The sequence below is a fragment of the Mogibacterium sp. CM50 genome, assembly GCF_000293155.1.
Lineage (GTDB): Bacteria > Bacillota > Clostridia > Peptostreptococcales > Anaerovoracaceae > Mogibacterium > Mogibacterium timidum.
Map to the genome: position 1 here is coordinate 26,931 of NZ_ALNL01000035.1, position 25,681 is coordinate 52,611.

Genomic DNA, 25,681 nt, shown 5'->3' on the forward strand with positions numbered 1-25,681 from the left:
TATGGTGACAGGAATACATGATACATCAGTATAAACTAAACGGATATAACATTATAATGGACGTAAACAGCGGAGCCGTGCATTCTGTAGACGATGTGGCTTATGACATTATCGATCTCTATGATGAGGGAAAGTCAAGAGCTGAGATTACGAATGAGATTAGAAACAAGTACGAGGACATTTCAGTGAGTGATATAGATGAGACATTGGCGGATATCGAGACACTGAAGGAAGAAAAACTGCTTTTTTCAGAGGATCCCTTTGAAGATATTGCAGGGAAGCTCAAGGCGAAACAGTCGGTACTCAAGGCTATATGCCTTCACGTCGCTCACGGCTGCAATATGGACTGCAAATACTGCTTTGCAGGTAAGGGAGAATACAGCGGCAAGGCAGGAATCATGTCTCTTGAGGTTGGAAAACAGGCGCTGGATTTTTTGGTTGAGAATTCGGGTGCTCGCAAGAATCTCGAAGTGGATTTCTTTGGCGGTGAGCCGTTACTCAACTGGGATGTCTGCAAGGAGCTTGTTGCTTACGGCAGAGAGCTGGAGAAGAAGCACAACAAGCACTTCAACTTTACTCTCACGACAAATGGCGTGCTGATTGATGACGATGTTATAGAGTTTGTCGATAAGGAATGCAGCAATGTCGTGCTCAGTATGGACGGCCGTAGACAGACTCATGATTTCATGCGCACTAGCAAGGATGGTAAGGGCACTTACGACAGAATAGTTGAGAAGTTCAAGAAGCTTGCAGATGTGAGGGGTCAGAAACAGTATTATATGCGTGGTACATATACAGCTTACAACAAGGATTTTGCAGCTGACGTTCTCGCTATGGCTGACCTCGGATTCAAGGAGACCAGCATTGAACCGGTAGTGGGCGATTCGAACACGGATTATGCTCTTCACGATGAAGACCTGCCAATGCTCAAGGAGCAGTATGAGAAGCTCGCAAGCGAGATGCTTGAGCGCGAGAAGCGAGACGAAGGCTTCAATTTCTATCACTATACAGTTGATCTGACCGGTGGCCCGTGCATCTATAAGCGCGTCAGCGGATGCGGTGTAGGAACTGAATATCTGGCAGTAACACCCGCAGGAGATTTGTATCCGTGCCATCAGTTTGTAGGCGACGACGATTTCAAGGTAGGAAATGTGTACGACGGTATCATCAATGGTGATGTTATTGACGGCTTTAGAAATAACAATAACGTTTACACACGTGATAAATGTCGTGGCTGCTTCGCCAAGCTCTACTGCTCGGGAGGTTGCGCAGCGAACAACTATCATGCAAATGGCGATATCAACAAGGTGTATGATTTCGGATGTGAGCTGCACAAAAAAAGAATCGAGTGCGCACTCATGCTCAAGGTCGCGGAGGAGGAGCTCGGAATTGAGAGATTGCCGGGCGCTAGCGCTGTGATTTCATACTGATCCTTCATTGTAAAGCCTGTGCAGTGGTTTATAATGGTTAAATTCATGAAACCAACACCGGCACAATCCATAAGCTTGTATAAAATCATTAAATAACAAATGTGATATGGTATAATTAATTCGGACATTTTGAGACTAAAGAGAAATATTACATATCGCGAGCATGATTATTAAATAATCTGTAACAAAAAGGGTAATGGATAAGGAGATATATAGTAATGAATAAAGTAATTCTGGCGACACAGAACAAAGGGAAAATTGACGAAATGCGTGAGATATTCTCGAAGTTCGGGATGGATGTAGTATCACGCGATGAGATGGGGCTTCCCAAGGACGATATTGAGGAGACCGGCACCACTTTTGAAGAAAACTCATATATCAAAGCCTCTACAATCGCCAAGCAGTGCGACGGAATAGTAGTTGCAGATGATAGTGGAATTGCCGTCGACTGCATCGGCGGAAAGCCGGGAGTGTATTCCGCAAGATTTGCAGGAGAAGGTTGCACTCCTCACGATAATAACGTAAAGTTACTTCAGCTGATGGATGGAATCCCTGCAGATGAGAGAGGCGCTAAATTTGTCTCCGTCATCACACTCATCTACCCGGACGGCAAGAAGCTCGTGGCTCGAGGTGAGTGTGAGGGCTCTATTGCTGAGGAAATACGTGGAGACCATGGCTTTGGCTATGATCCGTTATTCATCCCTAAAGGTTATGATAAGACTTTTGGAGAGCTTTCTGTTGAGCTCAAGAACAAGATAAGCCACAGAGCTAAGTCTCTTCACAAGCTAGAGGAATTAATTCGTGAGCAAAGAGATAAATAATGCTTCAAATTTAAATACGGAGAATATTGGAGAGGGTGAGAATGAAAAGGTCCGTCTTACCAAGGACAATCTGGTTAGAATCGGCTTTCACATTTTTCGGCAGTTTGACGACCAGTATTATGCCGGCTTCGCTGCGCAGATTGCATATTTCTTTTTCATGGCCAGCGTTCCGACGCTCATCGTGCTGTCGCAGCTGCTGGGCGTCTTTGATTTGTCTCTGGATATCATCAAAAACTGGCTGGACCACAATGTCGATTCTACGTTGAGCAGCTTCGTCATGGGACTGTTTTCGGCTTCTTCGGTTAGACTCGGCAACTTTGTGCTGATTTTCCTGGCACTTTGGGCGGCTTCGGCCTTGGAATTCTCGCTTTCCAGATTGACCAGTTATACGTTAACCGACGGTGCATATAAATTCAACTTTTTCAAGGAGAGGATTAAAGCGGTTCCGACGGCAGCTCTTACGATATTTGCCGTCGCTTTTACACTTGTCGTATTTGTATACGGTGAAGAGATATTCTCCAAGCTGTTCAAAGGCAGCATCTTTTCGCAGGTGTTGCTCGGACTTAGACTACCAATCGTAGCCGGGTCATTTTTCGCTATGATTACGCTGAATTATTATATCTTACCGCTCGTGAGGGTTCCGCTGCGTGCGATACTGCCCGGAGCCGTATTCTCTTCACTCGGAATTCTGATCGCGACGAGCATTTACGCGTATTATATCGGATATGCTACCAATTACGATATCCTGTATGGCGCATTCTCATCCATTGTCGCTCTGATGCTGTGGTTCTATATTATTTCATGGATTCTCTGCATAGGTATGATGTTTAACAAGGCTTGGGATGAAGTCATGGAACGCGACAGGCTCAGTCACGACAGGATGATCGAGTATATTGAAAAACAGTCTAATTTGTTAGGTGAAGATCTATATAAGAAATACTTTATTACGGGAGATGACGACTACGGTACCGAGACTCTTGCAGTTAAGATGAGCCGCAAATTCGTCAAGGGTTACGAGGAAGAGCTCCGTAAGGAGAAACAGAAGAAGGCACGCCGCCATCTATAGCGAGGGAATACATGAAAGAAACTAACGTAAATAGCGAAAGAATTGATAGGAAAAAGCTTGTATTTATCTTAAATCCGCGTGCAGGCACTATGCAGGCCAATAAGTATATGGTAGATATTCTTCAGACCTTTTCTGATGCCGGATTCATAACAAGTGTGCTGATTACTGCGAAGTCCGGAGATGCGCGTGAGTTTGCTGTCCGGTACGCGAATGACTGTGATGTCATGGCCTGTGCCGGAGGAGACGGAACATTCAACGAGATGATCGATGGTGTTATTTCATCTGGGGCTAAGTGCAGGATAGGTTATATACCGGCAGGAAGTACCAACGATTTCGGTGCGAGCATCGGTCTGTCCAAAAACATCATTGAGGCTGCAAATTCCATTGCAAACGGCGAGGCTATTACGCTTGATGTTGGTTCGTTTAACGGACGATTCTTCTCGTATGTCGCTTCCTTCGGAGCATTTACGAGTACGGCATATTCAGTGCCGCAGAACCTCAAAAATATTCTGGGACATACCGCATATGTAATGCAAGGGATCAAGGATATCGTCAATATCAAGTCACATCATGTCAAAGTCATCACCGATGAAGGCATGGCAGGTGAGAGAGTTATCGAGGAAAATTTGATCTTTGGTGCAGTATGTAATTCGACTTCAGTCGGAGGTATGATTAAGCTCGACTCCTTCAAGGTTGACATGAATGATGGCTTGATGGAGATCTTGCTGATCAAGTCACCCAGGAACCTGCTGGATCTGAATTCTATTGCCAGATCTATTCTGGCAAACGATCTGGACACTAAAGACATTGCCTTTTACAGTGCCAAGACGGTAAGGTTTGAGATGAGCGAAGCTATTCCTTGGACCTTGGATGGGGAGTATGAGCCCGGCGCAAGTGTAATCAATATCGATACCGTTTGCGATGCTATCGATATACTCGTTTAGCATACATTGGCGGGGATAGCGAGTTTAGTCCGGCGCAGCAATTATCAAGTAACGCTTAAAAACATACTTGATATTCAATCAAATAAGAGAAATCAGAAATCCGGCAATGATGCTTCGCATCCTGCCGGATTATGTCATATGTTTAATGATACGCCATCTCGGTGTTTCGCTGCTTTGCAAATATAGAAATTCAACCGAGCTATGTCGATCAAACCATAGGCGCAGCTTATACCTTATAGCTCGCGAACCTTTAGGATGCCCTCGCCTGCAAGCTCACCGGCTGCATCAGCAGCAACGAGAGCGATTGCAGCACCGTATTCAGTGCGGCTCCTGCCAACGCATACATCCGCAACATCTCCGTAAGCAGCCTTGATAGCAGCCTCGATATCGATCTCGCCCTTGTACAGAACGCATACCTTTTTGAAGCCGGCCTTACCTGCAAGCTCAACGCCTGGGAAGTTAACAGAGTTCTTGATGGTTCCTTCCTCGAGGTAAGCCATAAGCTCATCAACAGCCATAGAAGCACAGTTTTCTTCAGCCTCTGCTGTGGAAGCTCCGAGGTGTGGTGTGGTGATTACGCCGGCCTTACCTACAAGCTCCTCGTTAGGAACATCTGTGAGGTACTTTCTGATCTTACCGGATTCAATTCCAGCCAGAATATCTGCGTTTACGGCCAGATCAGGTCTGGCAAAGTTGAGAATGATTACTCCTTCCTTCATGTTGGCGATGAGATCCTTATTGATCATGCCCTTAGTCTCCGGAAGTGAAGGAACGTGGATAGAAATGTAGTCGCAAACTTTAACCATTTCAGCTACATCATCATACATCTCGCATGGAGCACTGAGAATAGGATGAACGACTACAGAATTACCAACGATGTTCATACCGAGTGCGTGTGCTGCGTTTGCAACCTTTGCACCGATTGCACCGAGGCCGATAATTCCGAGTGTCTTGCCGGAAATCTCTGTACCGGCGAACTGTTTTTTGCCCTTTTCAACCTGTCCGGCAACATCGCCCTCGAGGGTATTTGCCCAAGCGACTCCCTCGTACATATTTCTAGCTCCCATGATCATTGCTGAGATAACCAGCTCCTTAACCGCGTTGGAATTCGCTCCGGGTGCGTTGAATACAACGATGCCGTCCTCTGCACATCTGTCCAGAGGAATGTTGTTGACGCCGGCGCCGGCTCTTCCTATAGCCATAAGGTTGTCGGAGAAATCCATCTCGTGCATCTTGTAGCTGCGAACAACGATCCCGTTTGCCTTGTCTATATCTTCTGTCAACTCATACTTATCAGTGAGTCTGCCGAGCCCTGCCTCGGAGATGTTGTTGAGCGTACCGATATAAAATTTGTCCATTCTTAAGTACCTCCTCTTGCCACCCGTTCGGGAACGGTGTGGTCATAATGCTGAAAAACAAATCAATCTCAATAGTTCATTTATCGTGCACAGTTACGGCGTGAACAGTGCCGCAAGTGTTGAAAAATGCGCTATTTACGTAATCAAGTATAGCATTATTATTCTTTACATTCAATGTTGAAAGTGCTACAATTCTCGTGTAAGTTTGAAACAAATTTGGAGGTATTTAGATGGCTACAAATGAACGCGTATTCAACTTTTCTGCAGGTCCTTCTACTCTCCCTGTTGAGGTACTGGAAAAGGCTGCTGCTGAGATGTTGAACTATGAGGGAACCGGTGAGTCTGTAATGGAGATGAGCCACAGATCCGCAGAATTCCAGCAGATTATCGACGATGCTGAGAAGAACCTGAGAGAGCTTATGAACATTCCTGATGATTATTATGTTCTGTTCCTTCAGGGTGGTGGAACTCTACAGTTCTCGATGGTACCGATTAACCTGATGACAGGAAGCGGGAAGGCTGATTACCTTGTAACCGGCAACTGGGCTAAGAAGGCTTATGAAGAGGCTACTAAGTTTGGTGATGTTAAGGTTGTTGCAAGCTCTGAGGATGATCTGTATTCATACATCCCTAAGATTACACCTGAGGATATCAGACCCGATGTAGACTACGTATACGTATGCTACAACAACACTATTTACGGAACACACTGCAACGAGATTCCTAACGTAGGAGATCACATGCTTGTTGCGGATATGTCTTCGTGCATTTTATCTGAAGAGATTGATGTAACCAAATTCGGTCTCATCTACGCAGGTGCTCAAAAGAATGTTGCTCCAGCTGGTGTTACAATCGTTATAGTAAGAAAGGATCTCGTAGGACACGCTCCAGCGAATACTCCGATCTATCTCGATTATGCAACACACGCTAAGAAGGGTTCGATGTACAACACTCCACCTTGCTATCCAATCTATGTAGCAGGCGAGGTGTTTAAGTATCTTCTTAGAAATGGCGGTGTCAAGGCAACTCACGAGAGAGACGTTGAGAAGGCAAAGATTCTCTACGATTATCTCGACAAGAGCGAGATGTTCAAGCCGTCCGTTGCTAAGGAGGACAGATCGCTAATGAATATCACGTTTGTAACCGGCGATGCAGACCTAGACAAGAAGTTCATTGCCGGCGCAAGGGAGGCGGGCATGATCAACCTTGCAGGTCACAGATCTGTCGGCGGAATGAGAGCAAGCATATATAACGCAATGCCTAAGGAAGGCGTTGAGACTCTCGTTGCTTACATGGAAAAGTTTGAGAATGAGAACAAATAACAGGATTATTAATTCAAAAAATATTAATAAAAGTCTTGTGAGAATTATGGTGGCCGTCTTGGCGATGATTTTGGTGTCGTCATTGATGGTCACCATCAATATTAATACAAGCTTTGCAGCATCTAAGAAAAAGGCAAAAGCTAAGACGAGCGATGTTACTGCTCCGGAGATACAGGCGCAGTCGGCGATCGTCCTTTCGGCGTCTACAAATGAGGTGGTATTTTCATCTCATAGGGATAGAAAGCTTCCACCGGGGAGCACAGTGCAGCTGATGGTGGCTATGGTAGTCATCGATAATATGCACGATGATAAGGAATATAAGAACAGCGTCCAGATAACTGAAGATATGTACAGCGCCGGCACGACTTATCCCGTGGGTTCGAGCGTCAAGGTAGAGGATTTGATGTACACGATGCTCATGTCGGGAGATGTGGAGTCTGCCAAGGCATTGGCCACATATTCTGCAGGAACTGAGTCGAATTTTGTCGACCAGATGAATTCCAAGGCTCAACAGCTGGGGCTCGTCAATACCAGATATACAAATTCAACTGGTGCGTATAATACGGACCAGTTTTCCACAGTTGAAGATACTGCCAAGATTGCGAAAGCTGCAAACCAGTACGGTGTGATTAAGCGGATGTCCGGCGAAGATCGTCACTCGGTAAAGGTCACAGACGGTAACGGGGATAAAACTATTGAAAATACTCATCCGTTCATGTCCGGCAGCTCTTCCTATAAGGGCTTTAAGGGAGGAAGCTATTCGAAGCTAAGCGAACCGGATTCTAAGGAGGTTTTCCTTGCCAGTGCCATTAGGAACGATATGAACCTGATTGTCGTGTTGTTTGATGAAGCTCCGGGTAAATCGACTACAGATGCGACCAAACTTCTCGACTATGGGTTCCAAAAGGCAACTCAAAAGGTGATAATCAAAAAGGATGTCAAGATCGGTAAGGTCAGGATTAAGCACGGAGCAAAGACCAGACTGGCGGCGTATACCTCGGGCAAGGGCTACGTATATATTCCGCCGGAGGGCAGTGATTCTCTTGTAAAGACGGAATCGGTTATTTTCGACAACGTGGAAGCTCCGATAAAGGCAGGAGACAAGGTCGGTGAATACAGGATATACGTGGCTGATGAGCTAACCGGTACTGTTGATCTCGTCGTCAAGGAAGATGTCAGCCTTGGGTGGCTTCCATCGTATATATACATTTCAAATACGATGACTGTCATAATCTGCGTAATTCTGCTGATAATTGTGTTGCTGATTGTTCGCGCCGGGAATATAAAACGTCGTAGAAAGCGCATGAGAGCGAGAAAGCACAAGGAGAAGATTCGCGAGATTGCCCGGCAGCGTCTGGAGATTGAGGAAGACAGAAAAAGGCGTAACTGGAATTACAAATAGACTATGTATATACTGGAGATTTTAGAAATATCAAGCAATGTTTAACATCGAAGAGGAACTGAAAAAGCTTCCGCTTTCACCGGGAGTCTATATGCATAAGGATAGCCTTGGTAACGTAATTTACGTTGGCAAGGCTATTAAGTTAAGGAACAGGGTTTCGCAATATTTCCACAAAAATTCGCAGCACACTCCAAAGGTGCTGGCGATGGTCGAGAATATTGCGGAGTTTGATTATATCACGTGCGCCACGGAGATGGAGGCACTCATCTTGGAGTGCAATCTCATCAAGAAATACATGCCTAAGTATAACATCCTGCTTAAGGACGGCAAGACGTATCCGTACATTGAGGTTACGGTAAGCGAAGAGTTCCCGCGTGTAGTCAGAACCCGAGAGGTGAAGAGAGACGGCAACAAATATTTCGGACCGTATTCGGATAGCGGAGCGGTAAGCAGGATAATTAAGCTGATTGACGAGATTTATCCCGTCAAGAAGTGCAAGACCAAGGAGTTCCCTGCAAATGTCCGTCCGTGCCTAAACTACTATATCGGTAAGTGCAAAGGTATCTGCATTAATGCCGCAGACAAATCCGAGTATGATGAGATGATAGAGAGCATACTCAAGATTTTGAATGGCAAGGATGCAAAGCTGATAAAAGACTTGAAGGGGAAAATGCTGGAGGCATCCGATAAGCTTGAATATGAAGAGGCGGCAAAGTACAGAGATTACATAAATGCTTTTAAGGCGCTTGGCGAGACACAGCGTGCCACTATGGCGAGTGATAGGGATGTGGATGTCCTGCTGCCGCTTGCTGCTCAGAATAGTCAGATAGTTGCGCAATACAAGGTGAGAGAGGGGAAGCTCCTCGGCAGGGAAATACACTATATGGATGAGGCGGATCCGGAGCTCGGGGGCTCCGGGAATGAATTGATTGAGGCGTTTATCAAGCAGTACTATACGGGAAGTGCAAAGCTGCCAAAGGAAATTTTGCTGACCGAGCATATTGATGAAGAGGACCTTGTCAAGGGACTTCTCGATAACACCAACGCCGAAAATGCCAAGGCAAAGAGTGATACGGCACACCGTACCAAGATTACAGTTCCTGAGCGCGGCGAGAAAAAGGCTATTCTCGATCTCGCAATCAGCGACTCTCTGCAGGTTGTCAAAGGGCTTGATGAAAGAGCTGAACGGGACGCGGAGAAGAGGGACAATCTGAGAAATGAGATAACCAAGCTTATTAAGCGCGCGTCAGATATTGAAGGCTCTGTCCCATACATAATAGAAGATGGAGATGATAGAGAGTATCGCATCGAAGCGTATGATATATCCAACATGAATGGGCTTGATACTGTAGGAGCAATGGTCGTGTATGAGGGAGCAAAGCCTGTCAGGAATGATTACAGGAAATTCAAGATAAAGAGTGCCGACGCAGAGGGTGATGACTACGCTTCACTGCAGGAGGTCATATATAGGAGGCTGAAGCGAGCTAAGGATAACGATGCGGGGTTCAACAGGTATCCGGACATATTTTTCATAGATGGAGGCCTCGGACAGGTGCATGCGGTACAAAATGTTGTCGCTGCATTTCGTATGTCGATACCGGTTGTCGGTCTTGCGAAGGATGACGTACACAGAACTAGAGCGATTATATTCGGTGATGGAACTGAGATTGAGCTCAGGGACGAGCCGATGCTGTATAGCTATTGCGGCAGAATACAGGAAGAGGTGCATAGGTTTGCAATAACCTTCCAGCGGGGCAGACGGACATCGGAGATGACAAAGTCTGCGCTTGAGGAAATACCGGGGATCGGTCCTGCCAGACGAAAAGAATTGCTCAGACATTTTAAAAATATCGAATCGATTAAGCGCGCAAGCTACGATGAGCTGCTGGAGTGCGATTCCATCAGCAGTAAGGCGGCTGAAAACATTCTTGAATACTTTGGCAAGAAATAGCGGAAATACATTGATAAATGAACATAATAATGTTATATTAACCTCACAGTGATAGAGAAAAGGAGAGTAACCATGTCTCAGGAAGAACGCAACATGATTGAAGAGGAAGAGGATATTATCACTCTTGAGTTTGATGACGGAACTGCAGTTGATTGTGATGTTTTAGGAACATTCGAGGCCGATTCGAAGGAGTATATAGCACTTGCACCAATCGACGGTACAGACGACGTGTACATCTACGGCTACAAGGATATAGATCCTGAAACATTTGATATCGTTGACATCGATGACGAGGATGAATTCAACAACGCAGTAAAGGCTTTCGAAGCAGCAATGTCTGAGGTAGATGAATAGTATATGCTGCTATAGATTAGATATTGTTTACCGCGCTGAGTGCTTCGGCGCGGTTTTACTGTGATTATTTAATGTTTACAAGGTGCGGATATTATTGTATAATGTCACCTGTCTATTTGAATTATTGATTAAATGAGCGGATGTGGCGGAATTGGCAGACGCGCACGGTTCAGGTCCGTGTGACCACCAGTCATGAGGGTTCGAGTCCCTCCATCCGCACCAGGCTACCCTTGCTCAGGCAAGGGTTCTTTTTTCAAGGAGAAGGATATGGACAACAGAGCTATAGGGTTCTTTGATTCGGGATTAGGCGGACTGACTAGCATACCTGTTCTCAAGAAAACTCTTCCAAATGAAAAAGTCTTGTATTTTGGAGATACTGCGAGGACACCATACGGATCCAAGTCGCCGGAAACTGTGCGCAAGTTCTCCGCGCAGATTGTAGACTATCTGGTTAGCAAAAATGTAAAGTTGATTGTGATAGCCTGCAACACTGTTACTGCTATGGCGCTAGACATGCTGAGGGATCTGCATCCGGATGTTCCGATAGTTGGAGTAATAGAGCCGACGGCCAGGCACGTTGCAGCTGACGGAGTAGATAATGTCGGTATCATCGGAACCAAGGTCACGATTGGGAGCGGAGTATATGCCGAGAGGATTCATGAACTTAATCCCGGCATCAGAACACATAGCCTGGCGTGTCCGGCGCTTGTACCGTTGATTGAAGATGGGATTATTGACAACGAGATTATGGATCTCACGGTCAGGTACTATATGGATGACTTCGTAAAGAAAAATCAAATCAACAGTCTTATCCTCGGATGTACACATTATCCGCTGATAGCAAGCAATATCGAGAAGCTTTATCCGGACATAAAGCTTTATAATTCATCTGCGGAGGTTATCAGTGATGTGGTAAAAATCCTAACAGAGGGTGAGCTGCTGGCATCGGAAAACGAATTTCCGGACAGATTTTACGCCAGCGATCTGTCGGAAAGCTTCCTGAGGATGACAGATACGCTATTTGAAGGGTACGATACAAAAATTAAATTAAAGAAACTAGACGAATAGTACCGCGAAAGCGGTATTTTTTATGTTAAAAGTGTGTAAAAAAGCTCAAAACTATGTGCCAAACAGCCTATCGCATTGACAAAATCAGCACTTTTATGTAGAATCAATTGATATTATGAAGAATGCCGTAGTGGCGGCTATTGGGAGTATATATGGAAACAGAGTTTAAATTTCGCATCGATGATTCGTCTCTTGTTGACAAGATTTTGGGGGACTCTATGCTGGATGATTACGTTGACCGTAATACCCTGGAAGAAATCAGCATGAAGGCGATTTATTTTGACACAGATAATTTGGATCTTCGCAAGGCAGGGATTGCCTACAGGGTCAGATATGAAAATGACCGAATTACCGCGACAATAAAGTGGGACAATAGGGTTGAAGCCGGGCTTCATTCGAGAGAAGAGTTCAATCTGGTTATCAACGACGAGCGATTCGCTCTTGAACCGGACATCGACGCATTCGAGTCAAGCGATGCGTATGACGTACTTATCAAGGCCGCAGGCAAGAAGAAGCTGCACGAAGTAGTCAAGATGGATTTTATTAGAAGGCTTCTCAAAATCGACACGGGCGATTCGATAAGCGCACTGTCGTTTGACATTGGAACAATTTATGGCGAATCCGGTGAGGTCCCGATTTCAGAAATGGAGTTGGAGTGGTATCACGGCAGCGAAGATGATTTCAAGTACATAGCGAGAAAGCTTGCGGAGAAGTACAATCTTAATCCGGAGAACATTTCCAAGCTACAGAAGGGATTTGCCGATTAACTGCAACGCAGAACCATATACACAACATAATATCGACATTAATTATTTAGAAACAAAATTTAGGAGGCTATATAATGAACACTAACCTTATTTCCAAGGAAGACAACATCGCAAAATTCACTGTCGTCTTCACAGCTGATGAGTTCGAGGATGCGATTGTAGACGCGTACAAAAAGAACAAGGATAAGTTCTCAATCGACGGTTTCCGCAAGGGTAAAGCTCCAAGAAAGATCATCGAGAGCAACTATGGAAATGACATATTCTACGATGAGGCTCTTAACGGCTTGCTCAACAAGGCATATCCTGAAGCAGTGGTTGAACTCGATTTAGAGGTTGTTGCTAACCCTCAGCTTGAGATTGGTGAGATTAAGAAGGGCGATGAAGTTACAGTAATAGCGACTGTGCAGCTCTTCCCTGAGATAGAGGTTAAGAATTACAAGGGCCTGGAGGTGACAAAGGTTGCTTCGGAGGTTACAGATGCCGACGTTGATGCAGACCTGAAGAGGATTCAACAGAGCCAGGCCAGGCTTGAGACTGTAGAAGGTCGCAAGACTCAGGATGGAGATACTGTAGTTATCGACTTCGATGGTTCAATCGACGGAAAGCACTTCGACGGTGGTAATGCTGAAAACTTTGAGCTCAAGCTCGGTTCCGGACAGTTCATCCCGGGATTTGAAGAACAGTTAATCGGAAAGGATGCAGGAGAAACTGTAGATGTTAAGGTTACATTCCCTGAAAATTACAACGCTAAGGATCTTGCCGGAAAGGATGCTCTATTTGAGACTAAGATTCATGAGATCAAGGTTGAGGTACTACCGGAGATTGATGACGACCTTGCAAGTGACGTAAGTGAGTTTGAGACACTCGCTGAGCTCAAGGCTGACGTCAAGAAGAATCTCGAGAAGAATGCCAGGGACGGAGACGAGACTCAGATGAAGAATGAGCTTCTCGATAAGCTCTGTGAGACTAACGAGGTTGATGTTCCGGCTTCAATGGTTGAGGATGAGATAGACAGAATGCTAAACGAGATGAATCAGCAGCTAGCTTATCAGGGCATGTCACTCGATCAGTACATGCAGATTCTCGGACAGACTATGAAGGATGTAAGAGAGGGAGCCAGAGTGGATGCCAATAAGAGAGTTGCAATGAGAATTCTCATCAGAGCAGTCGTAGCTAAGGAAGGCATCGAAGCAACAGAGGCTGAACTTGAGGATGAGCTCAGGAAGTTCGCTGAACAGTACGGCCAGACTGTTGAGCAGGTTAAGAAGGTAATGGGCGAGGACAACATGAAGTTCTTCGCTGAGGACGTTAAGACTCGCAAGGCAATCGACTTCATGTTCGATAATGCTAAGCTGGTTGAAAAGAAGGAAGAGAAGGCAGAAGAGGAGAGCAAGTAAGCTGTCCTCTGTGATAGATCTGCCACAAGGAGGAGAATATAGTGAGTTTAATACCTTACGTAGTTGAGCAGACATGCGGCGGTGAACGCAGCTATGACATCTATTCCCGATTGCTCAAGGATAGAATTATCTTTATAGATCAGGAGATAGATGATCATCTCGCCAGCGTGGTTGTTGCACAGCTATTATTTCTCGAAGCCGAAGATCCCGAGAAGGATATAAATATCTATATCAATTCACCGGGCGGCTCCGTAACGGCAGGCACGGGTATCTACGATACTATGAATTATGTTAAGCCTGATATTGCTACCATCTGCTTCGGCATGGCTGCCAGCATGGGCGCGGTTCTCCTGGCAGCCGGTACAAAGGGTAAGCGCTTTGCGCTTCCTAGCGCTGAGATTATGATTCATCAGCCGCTCGGAGGAGCCAAGGGACAGGCGTCTGATATCAAGATTCAGGCGGAATGGATGCAGAAGACTAAGGAAAAGCTAAACACCATCTTGTCAGAGGCAACCGGACAGCCTTATGAGACTATAGTCAGGGATACAGACCGTGATAACTTCATGTCTGCTTCCGAGGCGGTTGAGTACGGTTTAGTCGATAAGGTACTGACAAAGGAAGAATCGGGCAAATAACGGGAGGCGGACTTGGAGAATAACTATAAACCCAATGAGTTGGTGTGCTCCTTCTGCGGCAAGACAAGCTCTCAGGTAAGGCGAATTATAGTAGGTCAGGATGTAAATATTTGTAACGAGTGTATTGAACTGTGTTCCGAGCTCCTCAAGGAGGATGGAATTACCGGGGAGGCGCACGAGACACTGACTTCTTTACCAACTCCGAAGGAGATTGCAGCAGAATTAGGAGAATATGTAATCGAGCAGGATGAGGCTAAGAAAAGCCTGGCGGTTGCCGTTTACAATCACTATAAGAGAATAAAATATTTAGAGAACAATTCGGCAGACAGCGGTAAGGCTGCAGTGGAGCTGCAGAAGAGCAATGTGCTTATGCTTGGACCGACGGGGAGCGGCAAGACGCTGCTGGCACAGACTATGGCGCATATACTGGATGTTCCGTTTGCGATTGTGGATGCTACATCGCTCACAGAGGCCGGATATGTAGGAGAGGATGTGGAGAACATCCTGCTCAGGCTGTATCAGGCTGCAGACGGTGATTTGGAGAGAGCCCAAAAAGGAATTATCTACATCGATGAGATTGACAAGATAGCACGCAAGTCAGAGAACACATCAATCACAAGAGATGTTAGCGGAGAAGGCGTGCAGCAGGCGTTGCTCAAGATTATCGAGGGGACTGTCGCCAACGTTCCGCCACAAGGTGGTAGAAAGCATCCGATGCAGGAGTTCATACATTTTAACACCAAGGATGTACTGTTCATCTGCGGAGGTGCATTCGCCGGACTTGCAACAATAATCAAGCGTAGGCTTGGCAACAAGATCATCGGATTCAATTCCGCTAACAATAGTGCGCATGACATCGACGAACGAGAGATTCTATCGCTTGTGGAGCCCGAGGATCTTCTCAAGTTCGGAATTATTCCGGAGCTTATCGGAAGACTTCCGGTAATCGTAGCGCTCGATGAGCTGAGCGAAGAAGCGCTCAGCAAGATCATGAGAGAGCCGCGCAATTCTCTTATCAAGCAATACACAACTATGTTGGCAATGGATGATATTGAGCTTGAGGTTGAGGAAGATGCCGTATCGGCGATTGCCAACAAGGCGATAGAACTTAAAACCGGCGCCAGAGGACTTCGCGGCATATTTGAGAGCATGATGACAGACGTCATGTACGAATTGCCGTCGAGGAATGATGTGCGTAAGTGCATCGTCACCAAGGATACTGTAGAAAAGGGCACGATGCCTGTTCTGGTAACTGATTCTGAGGTTAAAGAAAAGGATGCATAAAATTTCAAATGACATCTCAGGGCGGCATTAGTATTGATGCCGTCTTGTGGTATAGGGACACAGGAGGAGAGTATGAAAGTGAGAATACCGTTCATACCGCTAAGGGGACAGACATTCTTTCCAAACACAATAGTGGGATTTGATATTGGAAGAGATAAGTCACTTAAGTCGTTAGACGCAGCGATGAATGAAGATAAATATCTAGTAGTTGCGACCCAGAAGGACGTTTCTATAAATGCCCCAAAGGAAGAAGACATATACATGACAGGCGTGCTTATCCGCGTTAAGCAGGTTGTAAAGCGCCATGAGGAATACGTGCGGGTGCTCGCGGAGTGCGAGAATCGCGTCAAAATTTCAGCAATATATGATGAGGATGATACACTGTATTGCGACTGTGAAATGGCAGATGCAGTCGTAGATGAGAATGACGAAATCAATCTCGCAGCTCTTACCCGAGTTCTCAAGCAGACATATTATAAATACGTTGAGATGAGCAATGCCGGAGAAGCAGCAGCTCGTGCGCTGATTGACGGTGTGGATGACCCTGCAGCTCTGGCCAACATAATTGCCGGTGAGCTGGATGCAACTTACGATGTGCTACAGGGATTGCTGGAGCTGGACTCTGTAAGCGACCTGATAGAGCAGCTTGTAGAAGCTCTCAGCAGAGAGAATCAGGTGCTTGCGCTGACTAAACGCATCAACAACAGAGTGATGAAGAACATGAGCAAGGGTCAGCGCGAGTACTATCTGCGTGAGCAGCTCAATGTTATCAAGGAAGAGCTCGGTGAGACAGATGATGACGCTGAGGATGAGAGCAGGGCTTGGCTTGAAAAGCTGGATGAGCTTAAACTCGATGAGAAAATAGACGAGAAGCTTCGCAAGGAAATCAACAAGTTCCGCAAGATGAACATGATGAGCCCTGACGCAAACGTGAGCAGGACTTACATTGAGACTGTACTGGAGCTGCCTTGGAACAGCGAGTCCAAGACCAATACCAACATCCGTAAAGCCGAGAAGATTCTCAACAAAGAGCACTATGGCCTAACCAAGGTCAAGGAGAGGATTATCGAGCAGCTGGCTGTAATGCACCTTACAAAGGGTGCAAAAGGTCCGATTATCTGTCTCGTAGGGCCTCCGGGAGTTGGCAAGACTTCCATCGCTCGTTCGATTGCGCACGCGACGAACAGAGAATTTGTCAGAATGTCTCTGGGCGGAGTTCGTGATGAAGCGGAGATAAGAGGTCATAGACGGACTTACGTTGGAGCAATTCCCGGTAGAGTGATCAACAGCTTTATCGAGGTTGGAACCAACAATCCGCTATTTCTGCTTGATGAGATAGATAAGATTGGAAATGATTTCAGGGGTGATCCTGCGTCTGCGCTGCTCGAGGTGCTCGATCCGGAGCAGAATAAATCGTTCACGGACCACTATCTGGAGGTTCCCTTTGATCTGTCCAGGGCGATGTTTATCACTACTGCAAATAGCGTCCAGACTATTCCAAGGCCGCTCCTCGACAGGATGGAGGTTATCGAACTCTCCAGCTATATCGAGGAGGAGAAACTGAACATTGCTCAGGAATATTTGGTGCCAAAGCAGCTCAAGGAGCATGCAATTCGCAGGACTCAGCTGTCGTTCTCCGAGTCGGCAATCAGAGATATAATCAACTACTATACGAGAGAAGCCGGTGTTCGTAATCTGGAGCGTGCTATCGGTGCAATCTGCCGTAAGGTGGCTAAAAAAATCGTTACGGATAAGAAGCACAAGTATCTGATTACATCTCGTAATCTAGAGAAGTATTTAGGTAAGAAGATATTTAGAGAAGACCTCGACGATCTCAAGCCTGAGGTTGGTGTAACGACAGGGATGGCTTGGACAGCTGTCGGCGGCGTGACGCTTGAAATAGAGACTATCAAGATGCCCGGCACGGGCAAACTCATACTGACAGGACAGATGGGAGATGTCATGAAGGAGTCGGCGCAGGCTGCTCTTGGATATATCAGATCGGTCGCTTCAAAGTACGACATTCCTGATAACGTATTCAAGGACAACGATATACAAGTTCACATACCTGAGGGTGCAACTCCTAAGGACGGTCCGTCTGCAGGTGTGACGATGTGCTCCGCTCTGTTCTCAACACTGTCTGGCAAACAGGTCAGAAGAGATGTAGCAATGACCGGAGAGATAACGCTTAGAGGCAGAATACTGCCGGTCGGAGGGATCAAGGAAAAGGTACTGGCTGCGTATAGACAGGGCATCAGAAAAATACTGCTTCCGGCAGCTAACAAGCGCGATACCGAGGAAATTCCGGCATCAGTGCGCAAGAAGCTTGAGTTTGTGTTCCTTGAGACTGCAGAGGATGCATTTAAGGAGATTATTCTTGATTGTTCAGAGAAGGCAGGGAAGGCTGAAGCAGCTAACAAACAGATAAGAGGTTAAGAGATGCAGATTAGCAGAGCCGAAATAGAGGCTGTCGCAGTTAAGGCCGCTCAATATCCGGATGAGGGTGTTCCGGAGATTGCCTTTGCGGGAAGATCCAATGTAGGCAAATCGTCATTGCTCAACTTGCTGACGAGACGCAAAAGTCTTGCGAGAGTCAGTGGCAGCCCCGGTAAGACGAGGACAATCAACTTCTATAGGATAAATGATGAGTTTAGAATAGTTGACCTTCCCGGGTACGGTTATGCGAGGGTTTCTAAGTCTGAATCCGAGAAGTGGGGTACGATGATAGAGGGCTATCTTGAGAACAGAGAATGCTTGCTCAAAGTCATACAGCTGGTAGACATACGGCACAAACCGTCAACTCAGGATGTTCAGATGTACGAGTATCTCAAGTACTACAATCTGGACGGTATAGTTGTTGCTACTAAGGCTGACAAGGTGTCCGGAAACCAGAGGAGCAAGAGCCTTGCGGAGATTCGCAGGACGCTCGGTATGGCCAGGGGGGACAAGGTAATTCCAGTGAGTGCTCTCAAGAGAACAGGGTATGAAGAGCTGTTAGATGAGCTTGAGAAGCTGCTGGATGAGTATGATCACTAATTATGCGGAGGAAAACAAATGGCTAACATTAAGGCATCTGAGAGCGGAATCTTCGGAAAGGTTCTGTACACTGAAGAGCAGATTAGAGAGCGTGCCAAGGAGCTCGCAGAGCGGATATCGAATGATTTTGAAGGTGAGGAGTTAATTGTAATCGGTACACTCAAGGGATCTATACTTTGGATGTGTGATCTGCTCAAGGAACTCAAGCTGGATACCAGCATTGACTTTATCAAAGCTAGCAGTTATGGCTCCGGCACAACGAGCTCAGGAGTTGTCAAAATCAAGATGGATACAGATATGAATCTGTACCGGAAGAATATCCTGATCATCGAGGATATCGTAGATACCGGAACGACGCTGACCTTCCTTATTGAAAAGCTCAAGGAGAGAAATCCTAAAACTATCAAGGTGTGTACGATGCTCGACAAGCCATCTCGCCGCACGACCGGCTTCGTAGCCGACTATATCGGGTTTACTGTTGATGATTTGTTCATTATCGGATACGGACTGGACTTCGATCAGAAGTACAGAGGACTCCCTTACATCAGCTATCTTCAGCCGGAGGAAAACTAAGCATACATGTTTATAAAATCATAAATATAAATAACTTTTAACGACTGTATTGGACCTGTTTGCTCAGGCCCATTTATTTTTTTCGCGGTTCATCGTACACTGGTGTTGTAAAGGAGGAGCTGTATATGAAAGAATACCAATACCGTATAAAAGGCAGCGCGAGCTTGCCTAGAGAAGTTTATTACCAATGTGTGTGGATGATTCGGGATATGGAGCGTCTCAAAAGCCTCGTTGAAAGTTCGGATTCAGATGCCGGACCTGATGACAGAATCGACGATGCCATTGTCAAGATAGACTGTCTCAACAGGGCGCTTGAGGAAATCCCTGATTATTATAGAAAGGGGATTATTGAAAGCGTCAAGGTGCGTGGCGGCGGTTTTGATGAATTTGCTCACGCCAATACTTGGAAGAAATGGAAGACCAGATTTATGCAGGCCTTCGCTGCTAACCTAGGCCTATACTGAACAATTGTGCTGAAGGGAATTTTGGAGATGATACTATCTATTTGTATCTTATTACTGGCGCAGAAGCGCATGTGAAAGAGAGCGACACACAATCAATTATTTAGGTATACTCCTGCTTTTGTCGAACAATTGCGGGGGTATATTTCCATTTTTGAATAATACCAAGCTTAAAATTTATGCATTTTGTATTTTTTTAGTACGAAGAGCGAGTTGTTTAATCCTTTATGATAAAATTATATTAGTAAATGGGAGGATTATTAAGAATATTTATGGCTTACGAAGAAAAGACGTTAGAGTCGAACATTGTATACGAGGGCAAGATTTTCAATATCAGACGGGATAAGGTGTTGGCGGTTAATGAAAAGGTGTCGTACAGAGACATTGTTGTACACGGTGGAGCCGCCGTACTTATACCGATAACTGACGATGGTAAGATTATTCTCGTGAGACAATGGCGTCAGGCGCTTAAGAAACAGGTGATTGAACTGCCGGCGGGTAAGGTCGATCCCGGAGAATCGTTTGAGGAAGCGGCAGTACGTGAACTCAAGGAAGAAACAGGCTACTCTGCGGGACGGATGAAAAAGCTTTTGAGATTAGCACCGAGTGTGGGATATTCAGAAGAAATTTTGGAGATATATGCTTGTCATAATCTCAACCGGGGTGACCCCGATTTAGATGAGACGGAAGATATTGATATTGTTAAGATGACTCCCGAAGATGTTGTCGGACAAATAATGGCCGGAAAGATTGAAGATGGCAAAACAATTGCAGGAGTGCTGTTTGCCAGAAATGCGGGCATTATTTAGATTATGAGCATATATTTGATAGTGAGGATTAGGTTATGATAAACGAGTTCATTACGTATCTCAGGGATACAAAGGGAAAAGCCGATAATACGTTGGTGGCTTACAGAAGGGATGTTATTTCATTCGAGAAGTTTCTAAAAAATCACAGTGGAAGAGAACTGGCAGAGTGCAAAGAAAGCGATTCAATCGCATACATACTGGATTTAAATAATGATAGCAAGTCCAAGGCCACTATCAACCGCAAGCTTTCTTCATTAAGAACATTCTACGATTTCGAAATTGAGGCAGGCGCGCTTGCCGAGAACCCGTTTGCCAAGATTAAATCAGCAAAGAATGACAAGAGGCAGATTGAGTTTCTGTCAATAGATGAGGTGGAGAAGCTGCTTGCGCTTCCGGATCAGACAGTTAAAGGTATCAGAGACACAGCTCTTTTTGAGTTCATGTACGGGACCGGTGCCAGAGTTACGGAAGTAGTTCGCCTCAAATTTGAGGATATCAACCTTAAGATGAATTTCGTCACACTGCGTGATGGGGAAGGTGAAAGCAGAATTGTTCCACTTGGCTCATATGCTCAGAGGGCTCTGCGCAAGTACAAGGATACTGCGTATTCGGGTTTGTCACGTACGGAGGTGACAGACGATAGCTTCGTGTTTATTAATTTTAGAGGGCAGCCGCTGACAAGGCAGGGTATCTGGAAGATGCTCAAGGAGTATGGTGCTATGATAGGTATTGAAGACCGCATGACTCCTCAGATTCTTAGAAACAGCTTCGCTGTACATATCTTGCAGAATGGAGGGGATCTTAAGACTCTTCAGGAACTGATGGGCTTTGACGATATGTCTGTAGGAATTGCTTATCTATCGGTAACCAATATTAGAATCAAAGATGTATATAGTCGAACACACCCAAGAGCGTAATAAAAGCCCGCAGAAGCGGTTTTTTTTAAGACAGGCCTTTCAACCGTACTGCATTAGCGATACAGGCAGCAAAGGGGAATTTGTTTCCGATTAAAGAAACAAAAGCACCGAATGATTGAGGTGCAGTAATATATAGTAATAGACATGTAATAAAACAATATTCAAGAGCAGCTATTCGTATAACGAATGACTGCTCTTATTCTATTAAACAGGCTACTCAATGATACAGGCAGATACGCCGACCTTATTATTAGGGATTTTCAGTATACTGCAAAATCCCCGTATTTTTACGGTGGACAAGTGAATTTCCTTTTGTTAAACTCTAGATAAATAGATATGTCGAGTAGTTACATACAGCAGAAGATAGAGGTATGAATGAAGAAGCTGAAGGTCGAGGTAGCTACGCTCTAATAGACTTAAGATAGTTTCTTGCTTGCCATAACGTGATGATAGGCATATTTAAAAGGAAAAGGAGGTACACCATGGGTTTTATTCAAGCAGTCAAGGGCTCTATAGGAGGATCTCTGGCAGATCAGTGGAAGGACTTCTATGGTCCTAAGTCAAATGTATCGGCAACGGCAGGGGTGTTTCCCGGTGTTCCGATGGGAACAAACAACGGCAGAGGTGCTAACTACAAGGGTAATGAAAACATTATAACTAACGGCAGCAAGATAGTAGTTCCCGAGGGTACGGCGCTGGTAACTATTCAAGATGGCGCAATCACAGGAATTATAACTGAGGCCGGTGGCTATGAATATACGAATGACAATCCTAACGCTAAGTCTATATTTGCCGGGGATAGTCCCGTGGATGCGCTCGTAAAGCAGTCGTGGGAGAGATTTAAGTTTGGTGGTGTTCCGGGAACACAACAGCTGATATTCTATGTAAATATGAAAGAGATTCCCAATAATAGATTTGGAACGCAATCCGAAATCTATTGGGATGACGCATATTTCGGAACACAGGTTGGAGCTGTTACAAGGGGGACATATACACTTAAGATAGCGGATCCGATTTTGTTCATAAAGAATTTTGTTCCTGTGGTATTTGTCTCACCGGGTGCGCCTGAATTTGACTTTGCTGATATGGATAATCCTGCAGGAGAACAATTGTTTAATGAGGTAGTAGGAAGTCTTTCTGCCGCATTTTCGAATTATACAAACGATCCTTCTAAAGGAAACAGAATGAGCAGGATTCAGGGCGATCAGATTGGCTTTGCCCAGGCTCTTTCGAAGGCTGTAGATGATGGATATCAGTGGCGTCAGGATAGAGGTCTGGAAATCGTAAAAACTGCTATTATGTCCATCGAATACGATGAAGATACAAAGCTTATGATGAAGGATGTAAAGCGTGCAGATGCGCTCTCGGGTACCCGTGGGAATTCATTTATGCAACAGTCTGTTGCCAGAGGAATGCAGGCAGCAGGAGAAACCGGCGGTGGTGCCAACATGGCGTTTATGGGCATGGGAATGGGTGCTGCGGGAAACGTAATGGGTGGAATGCAGCAGCCTAATAATCCGGGCACATATCAGCCGGGCTTCGGACAACAGCCACAGCAGCCGAATGATCAGATGCATGGACAACATCCGAATGATCAAATGTATGGACAACAGCCACAGCAACCTGTGGATCCTACTGCAAAGCTGATCGAGATGAAGAAGCTTCTTGATGCAGGTGTAATCACACAGGAAGAATTCGATAGAATTAAGATGCAGCTTCTCGGGTTATAAAGTATATGAATTATGAAAAAGAAGTTATTTTAATGATGTAGGAGGAACAAGAAATGGATAAGAATAAAAGAGTGCAACTGATTGTAATCGTCGGTTTAGTGTTAACGATTATTTCCTTATTCCTGACACTATATAAAGCATCTTTCTTAGGTGAAAATGTAAGTGACTCTATCTACAATGCATATAAGAGCCAAGGACGAACGGGAACAGTTTTTCTCTTTCTGATAGCTCCTATTCTGGCAACCTTGTTTGTGCTACTTAAGAAAAGAATTCCTGTAATAATATTCGGACTTCTTCAATGTGGTCTTTGGGCTTTACTTACATCCACATTTAAGGATGAGTTTAAAGGATATAAAGTGGAATTTAGCTATGGACCGGGATTTTATGTGGGCTTAATAGGCGCGATTGTTATAGTTGTGGGCGGCATAGTAGCCGTTGCGACGAAGGCGTTTAAAGAAGAGAAGTAAACATATATCGTTTAACTATAATTGATACAATATTTCCGCTTGTGGTATAGCATTCTTATGATATATATAGTGTCGTATGAAGTGGTTAAAGCGGTTAACAGGAGGTTAATATATTCATAATTCATATTACTAATAGCAAGAGATACACTAATACTGCTGCTTAAACCGAGGAACCGTAGTGTTTCTCCTGTGCCACAAGCGGAATTGATTCCTCTGTGAAGAATCGAGGATTTTACTTAAATTTACTTAAATAAGTTGTTTTTTCGATACAGTCACGAGAACCAGGGAGACAAGTAAGATGATAGATGATAAAGATTTTGTAGAGACAGTAAATGAGGGAGTTGTTTCTCAAGATAACACTACTGAGGAACAGGTAGGCGAAGAACGAAAAGACGGTCAGATTAAGTGTCCTAAATGCGGAGCTACTGACATAGAGCTTAACCCGACTACAGGAAAACTTAGATGCAACTTCTGTAGGCATGTATTTGAACCTGAGGTTATTGAGCAGTCTGATAATATAGCTGAATTGGAAGGAATTCATACCTCGAAGGGGGCATCAGATATTATAGCTGATGCAGAGGATGTGTTAACCCTTAAGTGTGAAAGCTGCGGTGCCGAGGTCGTTATAGACACAGCTTCTGCAGGGCAGGCCAGGTGTCACTGGTGCAGAAATATGCTATCGATTAACTCTGCCATTCCTAATGGCGCAGTTCCGGATGTTGTACTTCCTTTCAATGTGACTAAAGTCGATGCACAGGCGAAAATTGATGAGTTTGTGGGGAAACGAAAGTTTTTTGCTCATCCGCAGTTTACCAAAGAGTTTACTTCCGAAAATATCTGTGGAGTATATTTCCCTTATATGATTATAGATGTCAACGCTCACTCATATCTCTCGGGTACGGGAGAAAAGCTTGTTAGAAAGTACACTGTAAAGAACGGTGATAGAGAAGAGGACCGCTATGATGCTGATGCATATCACGTTGAGCGTGATTTTGATATCACAATAGACGATCTTACGGTTGAGGCCAGTGCCGATAAGCTGAATGTTTCTTCAAATGAAAAGACAACTAATATCATAAACTCGATTATGCCTTTTGATACTGATAAGTGCGTTGAATATAATGCTAATTATCTCCGTGGGTACACGTCGCAGAAGCGTGATGTCAATGTCGATCATATTAGACAACTCGTAAAAACTCAATCTAACGATATTGCCAGATTTGCTGCGAATGACACCCTGGAAAAATATGACAGAGGTGTTGCCTGGGACATTGATAATTTCGAGGTAAAAGGTGAGTCATGGAATGCCGCATATCTACCTGTATGGTTGTACAGCTATATGCAGGTCAAGGGTAAAAAGAACTTACTCCACTATGTTGCGGTTAATGCCAGAACGAAGGAGACGATGGGAAGTGTTCCTATCAATATGACTAAACTGTGGATAGTGTCGATAATAATTGAGTTATTCGGAGGCGTTTTGGCGATATTACTCGGAAGTGACTTGGTGAAATGGGATTCTGATTATCGCTGGGCGCTTCTCTTACCGGGTGCAATCTTCTTTGCTGCAATGTACTCAAGGTATAGGAATGCAGGTGCACGTCACACTTATGAGAAGGAAACAGTCAAGGAGATGAGCAATATTTCGATGGTAGATGAATTTACTGAGCATAGGCGAGGGCTTAAGGATGAATACATAGAAGGTGTTAACAACAATTCGGTAAAAGGCAGTAATGTCAAAGACCTGTTGCCTGGTGTAAAAGCTGATAGCCTTTCGTCGGTGGTTGGGAGCGTGTCTAAAATAAAAGGTATGATTGACGACGTTGATGATTTTACAGATTTTAAATAATCTGATCCTCTCTGACCATAGTTTGACCATGGAGAGATTAATA

23 protein-coding genes and 1 tRNA gene are annotated in these 25,681 nt (G+C 45.0%); 23 read left to right on the forward strand and 1 reads right to left on the reverse strand.

Annotation, left to right across the window (positions count from 1 at the left end):
* Window positions 1–17: 17 nt before the first annotated feature.
* The 4 genes from scfB (at window position 18) to HMPREF1152_RS04960 (ending at window position 4,261) form a co-directional block, all read left to right on the forward strand.
* Complete coding sequence (gene scfB / locus HMPREF1152_RS04945; protein ID WP_050992639.1) at window positions 18–1,430, forward strand: thioether cross-link-forming SCIFF peptide maturase; 1,413 nt, start codon at window positions 18–20, stop codon at window positions 1,428–1,430.
* 218 nt (window positions 1,431–1,648) lie between these two features.
* The gene (locus HMPREF1152_RS04950) at window positions 1,649–2,251 is read left to right on the forward strand and encodes an XTP/dITP diphosphatase (protein WP_009644085.1); all 603 of its coding nucleotides are present in this window, start codon (window positions 1,649–1,651) and stop codon (window positions 2,249–2,251) included.
* Window positions 2,232–3,317: a YihY/virulence factor BrkB family protein gene (locus tag HMPREF1152_RS04955; RefSeq protein WP_009644109.1), complete on the forward strand. Its 1,086-nt coding sequence runs from the start codon at window positions 2,232–2,234 to the stop codon at window positions 3,315–3,317. The genes HMPREF1152_RS04950 and HMPREF1152_RS04955 overlap by 20 nt, the downstream gene beginning before the upstream one ends.
* Before the next feature lie 11 nt (window positions 3,318–3,328).
* On the forward strand, window positions 3,329–4,261 hold the full coding sequence (locus HMPREF1152_RS04960) for a diacylglycerol/lipid kinase family protein (RefSeq protein ID WP_009644049.1): 933 nt from the start codon (window positions 3,329–3,331) through the stop codon (window positions 4,259–4,261).
* A 233-nt stretch (window positions 4,262–4,494) separates the two neighbouring features.
* Here HMPREF1152_RS04960 and HMPREF1152_RS04965 read toward each other — a convergent pair whose 3' ends face one another.
* Entirely contained in the window at window positions 4,495–5,619 is a 1,125-nt protein-coding gene (locus HMPREF1152_RS04965) for a 3-phosphoglycerate dehydrogenase (protein WP_009644110.1), read from the reverse strand.
* 230 nt (window positions 5,620–5,849) lie between these two features.
* On the opposite strand from HMPREF1152_RS04965, the gene serC reads away from it, so the two are divergent.
* The 19 genes from serC to HMPREF1152_RS05060 all read left to right on the forward strand — a co-directional run bounded on the left by serC (window position 5,850) and on the right by HMPREF1152_RS05060 (window position 25,638).
* Window positions 5,850–6,941: a 3-phosphoserine/phosphohydroxythreonine transaminase gene (gene serC / locus HMPREF1152_RS04970; protein WP_009644111.1), complete on the forward strand. Its 1,092-nt coding sequence runs from the start codon at window positions 5,850–5,852 to the stop codon at window positions 6,939–6,941.
* Window positions 6,942–6,987: 46 nt separating this feature from the next.
* The gene (locus HMPREF1152_RS04975; protein ID WP_242822282.1) at window positions 6,988–8,343 is read left to right on the forward strand and encodes a D-alanyl-D-alanine carboxypeptidase family protein; all 1,356 of its coding nucleotides are present in this window, start codon (window positions 6,988–6,990) and stop codon (window positions 8,341–8,343) included.
* A 37-nt stretch (window positions 8,344–8,380) separates the two neighbouring features.
* Window positions 8,381–10,294, forward strand: a complete 1,914-nt coding sequence (gene uvrC / locus HMPREF1152_RS04980; protein WP_009644112.1) for an excinuclease ABC subunit UvrC — start codon at window positions 8,381–8,383, stop codon at window positions 10,292–10,294.
* Between the two features lie 72 nt (window positions 10,295–10,366).
* Window positions 10,367–10,648: a DUF1292 domain-containing protein gene (locus HMPREF1152_RS04985; protein ID WP_009644159.1), complete on the forward strand. Its 282-nt coding sequence runs from the start codon at window positions 10,367–10,369 to the stop codon at window positions 10,646–10,648.
* A 136-nt stretch (window positions 10,649–10,784) separates the two neighbouring features.
* Window positions 10,785–10,870: transfer RNA gene (locus HMPREF1152_RS04990), tRNA-Leu, on the forward strand.
* Between the two features lie 45 nt (window positions 10,871–10,915).
* Window positions 10,916–11,716: a glutamate racemase gene (gene murI, locus HMPREF1152_RS04995; protein WP_009644070.1), complete on the forward strand. Its 801-nt coding sequence runs from the start codon at window positions 10,916–10,918 to the stop codon at window positions 11,714–11,716.
* 152 nt (window positions 11,717–11,868) lie between these two features.
* Window positions 11,869–12,483: a CYTH domain-containing protein gene (locus HMPREF1152_RS05000; RefSeq protein ID WP_009644150.1), complete on the forward strand. Its 615-nt coding sequence runs from the start codon at window positions 11,869–11,871 to the stop codon at window positions 12,481–12,483.
* Between the two features lie 74 nt (window positions 12,484–12,557).
* A complete protein-coding gene (tig, locus tag HMPREF1152_RS05005) occupies window positions 12,558–13,880 on the forward strand; it encodes a trigger factor (protein ID WP_009644048.1) in 1,323 nt (440 codons plus the stop codon).
* A 41-nt stretch (window positions 13,881–13,921) separates the two neighbouring features.
* Window positions 13,922–14,515, forward strand: coding sequence for an ATP-dependent Clp endopeptidase proteolytic subunit ClpP (clpP, locus tag HMPREF1152_RS05010; protein WP_009644075.1), 594 nt, complete (start codon window positions 13,922–13,924; stop codon window positions 14,513–14,515).
* Between the two features lie 12 nt (window positions 14,516–14,527).
* Window positions 14,528–15,799: an ATP-dependent protease ATP-binding subunit ClpX gene (clpX, locus tag HMPREF1152_RS05015; RefSeq protein WP_009644063.1), complete on the forward strand. Its 1,272-nt coding sequence runs from the start codon at window positions 14,528–14,530 to the stop codon at window positions 15,797–15,799.
* A 72-nt stretch (window positions 15,800–15,871) separates the two neighbouring features.
* Window positions 15,872–18,235, forward strand: a complete 2,364-nt coding sequence (gene lon, locus HMPREF1152_RS05020) for an endopeptidase La (protein WP_009644057.1) — start codon at window positions 15,872–15,874, stop codon at window positions 18,233–18,235.
* A gap of 3 nt (window positions 18,236–18,238) precedes the next feature.
* Complete coding sequence (gene yihA, locus HMPREF1152_RS05025) at window positions 18,239–18,835, forward strand: ribosome biogenesis GTP-binding protein YihA/YsxC (protein WP_009644095.1); 597 nt, start codon at window positions 18,239–18,241, stop codon at window positions 18,833–18,835.
* A gap of 18 nt (window positions 18,836–18,853) precedes the next feature.
* The gene (gene hpt, locus HMPREF1152_RS05030) at window positions 18,854–19,408 is read left to right on the forward strand and encodes a hypoxanthine phosphoribosyltransferase (protein WP_009644084.1); all 555 of its coding nucleotides are present in this window, start codon (window positions 18,854–18,856) and stop codon (window positions 19,406–19,408) included.
* 125 nt (window positions 19,409–19,533) lie between these two features.
* Window positions 19,534–19,872, forward strand: coding sequence for a hypothetical protein (locus tag HMPREF1152_RS05035; protein ID WP_009644089.1), 339 nt, complete (start codon window positions 19,534–19,536; stop codon window positions 19,870–19,872).
* A 269-nt stretch (window positions 19,873–20,141) separates the two neighbouring features.
* Window positions 20,142–20,678, forward strand: coding sequence for an NUDIX hydrolase (locus HMPREF1152_RS05040; RefSeq protein WP_036379660.1), 537 nt, complete (start codon window positions 20,142–20,144; stop codon window positions 20,676–20,678).
* A gap of 35 nt (window positions 20,679–20,713) precedes the next feature.
* On the forward strand, window positions 20,714–21,595 hold the full coding sequence (locus HMPREF1152_RS05045) for a tyrosine-type recombinase/integrase (RefSeq protein ID WP_009644151.1): 882 nt from the start codon (window positions 20,714–20,716) through the stop codon (window positions 21,593–21,595).
* Between the two features lie 482 nt (window positions 21,596–22,077).
* Window positions 22,078–23,325, forward strand: a complete 1,248-nt coding sequence (locus tag HMPREF1152_RS05050) for an SPFH domain-containing protein (RefSeq protein ID WP_009644072.1) — start codon at window positions 22,078–22,080, stop codon at window positions 23,323–23,325.
* Between the two features lie 53 nt (window positions 23,326–23,378).
* Window positions 23,379–23,792, forward strand: a complete 414-nt coding sequence (locus HMPREF1152_RS05055; RefSeq protein ID WP_009644064.1) for a hypothetical protein — start codon at window positions 23,379–23,381, stop codon at window positions 23,790–23,792.
* 298 nt (window positions 23,793–24,090) lie between these two features.
* The gene (locus tag HMPREF1152_RS05060; RefSeq protein ID WP_009644124.1) at window positions 24,091–25,638 is read left to right on the forward strand and encodes a TFIIB-type zinc ribbon-containing protein; all 1,548 of its coding nucleotides are present in this window, start codon (window positions 24,091–24,093) and stop codon (window positions 25,636–25,638) included.
* The last annotated feature ends 43 nt before the right edge of the window (window positions 25,639–25,681 follow it).